This window comes from Thioalkalivibrio sp. ALE19, assembly GCF_000428605.1.
In the GTDB taxonomy this organism is placed as follows: Bacteria; Pseudomonadota; Gammaproteobacteria; order Ectothiorhodospirales; family Ectothiorhodospiraceae; genus Thioalkalivibrio.
This window is the reverse complement of sequence record NZ_AUAG01000056.1, coordinates 1-2,961: the sequence shown is the minus strand read 5'-3', so window position 1 is coordinate 2,961 and position 2,961 is coordinate 1. Positions and strand designations below refer to the sequence as shown.

The 2,961-nt window shown below is 68.5% G+C and carries 1 protein-coding gene; it reads left to right on the top strand.

Annotated elements, in window-relative coordinates; genetic code table 11:
- The first annotated feature begins 250 nt into the window (after positions 1 to 250).
- Entirely contained in the window at positions 251 to 2,890 is a 2,640-nt protein-coding gene (gene pepN / locus F787_RS0113890; RefSeq protein WP_028492571.1) for an aminopeptidase N, read from the top strand.
- The last annotated feature ends 71 nt before the right edge of the window (positions 2,891 to 2,961 follow it).

Here is a 2,961-nt window from a genome sequence, read left to right as displayed (position 1 = left end):
AAGGCGCGTCGTGCAACGGGTAGTGGTTCTACCCGCAAGCGACGCAACGCCGGATCGGGGAACCCGGGGCGCCAACCCCGAAGGGGCTCGGCCGCTTTTGCGCGCGCACGGCGTTGCGACTCCCTTGTGCAGAATGACTGCACGGCGGTCGCCGCGCCTTGTTCGTACGCAAAAGCGACTCGAGCGCGAACGTGTATATTTCTCAGTGTTTCCTTAAACCTTTGGCAATGTTTCTGATCTGGAGTCTGGAATGCGTGATGCGAACCCCCAGCCGGTCTATCTGAGCGAGTACCAGTCGCCGGCGTTCGAGGTGGAGAACCTGGAGCTGGATTTCGATCTGGCGGCGGCGACCACCGAGGTGACGACGCGCATGGCGGTGCGCCGCAACCCGCAGGCGGCGGAGCCGGGGGCGCCGCTGCGGTTGTACGGCGACGGCGTGGAGCTGGTGTCGCTGACGGTGGATGGCGGCGAGCCGGGCGAGGGCATGCTGGAGGAAGACGCCGACGGCCTGCTGTTGCACGGCCTGCCGGAGGCGGCGCGGCTGGAGATCGTCAGCCGCTGCCACCCGGAGCAGAACACCGCGCTGGAAGGCCTGTACGCCTCCAGCGGCAACCTGTGCACCCAGTGCGAGCCGGAGGGCTTTCGCCGCATCACGTTCTTCCCCGACCGTCCGGATGTGCTGACCACTTACCGCGTGCGCCTGGAGGCGGACCGGGCGCAGTACCCGGTGCTGCTGGCCAACGGCAACCGCGTGGAGGCCGGTGAACTGGACGGCGGGCGCCACTACGCGGTGTGGGAAGACCCGTTCCCCAAGCCGTCGTACCTGTTTGCGCTGGTCGCCGGCGATCTGGCCTGTCAGCGCGAAACCTTCACCACGATGTCCGGGCGCGAGGTCGCGCTGGAGCTGTATGTGGAGGCGCACAACGCCGATCGCTGTGACCACGCGCTGGCCTCGCTGAAGCGCGCGATGCGCTATGACGAGGAGGCCTTCGGCCGCGAATACGATCTGGACGTGTACATGATCGTCGCGGTGGACGACTTCAACATGGGGGCGATGGAGAACAAGGGGCTGAACCTGTTCAACGCCAAGTTCGTGCTGGCCAGCCCCGACACCGCCACCGACGACGACTTCGTCGCCATCGAGTCGGTGATCGCCCACGAGTACTTCCACAACTGGTCCGGCAACCGTGTCACCTGCCGCGACTGGTTCCAGCTGTCGCTCAAGGAAGGGCTTACGGTCTTCCGCGACCAGGAGTTCACCACCGACTGCACGCTGTTCGGGGTCAAGCGCATCGACGATGTCTCGCTGCTGCGCGCCCATCAGTTCCCCGAAGACGCCGGGCCGCTGGCGCACCCGGTGCGCCCGGATCATTACGCCGAGATCAACAACTTCTACACCCTGACGGTGTACGAGAAGGGCGCGGAGCTGATCCGCATGCTGCGCAGCCTGATCGGGCGCGAGACCTTCCGCCGCGGGCTGGATGTGTACTTCGAGCGCTTCGACGGTCAGGCGGTCACCACCGACGACTTCGTGGCCGTGATGGCCGAGGTCAGCGGGCGCGACCTGACGGCATTCAAGCGCTGGTACACCCAGGCCGGAACCCCGCACGTGACCGCCGCCACCGCGCAGGATGGCTCCACTGGCGAATTCCGCATCAGCCTGGGGCAGTACACCCCGCCGACGCCGGGTCAGGAACACAAGGAGCCGGTGGTCATCCCGGTACGGGTGGCGATGCTGGATGCCGACGGGCGGCGCATCCGCGGGCGCCTGGAGGGCGGCCCGGAACAGGATGAATGGGTGCTGGAGCTCGACCGCTCGGAGCGCAGTTTCCATTTCGACGAGCTCTCGGCGACCCCGCAGGCCGTGTCCTGGCTGCGCGGTTTCTCCGCGCCGGTGATCCTGGAGGCCAACCAGAGCGCGACGACCCTCGCCCACCTGCTGGCCCATGACGACGATGCCTTCAGCCGCTGGGAAGCGGCGCAGACCCTCATGCGGCGTGCGATCCGGGCGCGCATCGAGGATGACGCCGCCGACCCGGTGCTGGAGGCGGAGATCCAGCACGCCCTGGCGGCCCTGCTGGAGGATCCGGCGATCGAGCCCGTGCTGCTGGCCACGATCCTCCAGCTGCCGCCGCCGCGCGAGCTGGCGGAGCTGTTCGACTGCGTGGACCCGGTGCGCCTGCGGGCCGAACGTGATGCCCTGGAGGCGCGGCTGTACGCCCCGCTGGCGGACCGGCTGCGTGACCGCCAGCCGAAGCTGGACGACATCGACAACGGCGCGTTCACCGCCGATGCCATGGGGCAGCGGCGCCTGCGCAACCGCCTGCTGGCACTGCGGGTGGCGGCCGGCGACGAATCCGCGGTGCCCGAGGTGCTTGAGCAGTACCGCAAGGCCCGCAGCCAGACCATGCGCATGGGGGCGTTGAACGCCATCAACGACCTGAACCATGAGGCTCGGGGCCTGCTGCTGGCCGACTTCGAGCGGCGCTACCACGACGACCCGCTGGTGCTGGACAAGTACTTCGGCCTGCAGGCGGCCAGCCAGGTGCCGGGCGGCTTCGACCGCCTGGAGTACCTGCTGCAGCATCCCGGGTTCCGCTGGTCCAACCCCAACCGCGTGCGTGCGGTGCTGGGCCCGTTCATGGCCCGCAACGAACGCCATTTCCACCAGGCCGACGGCGAGGGCTATCACCGCATTGCCGGCTTCGTGGAGAAGCTGGACAGGATGAACCCGCAGACCGCCGCGCGTCTGGTGCAGCCGCTGACCCGCTGGCGCAAGGTGGATCCGGCGCGCGGCGAGCAGATGCGTGCGGAACTCGAGCGCCTCGCCGCCCTCGAAATCTCGCGCGACCTGCGTGACGTGATCGAGCGCGCGCTGGCCGACGCCTGAATCGGCCCGCGCCGGGGCCTTGTGCGGAGATTGCCGCGTCGCCTTCGGCTCCTCGCAATGACGGGGGCTGG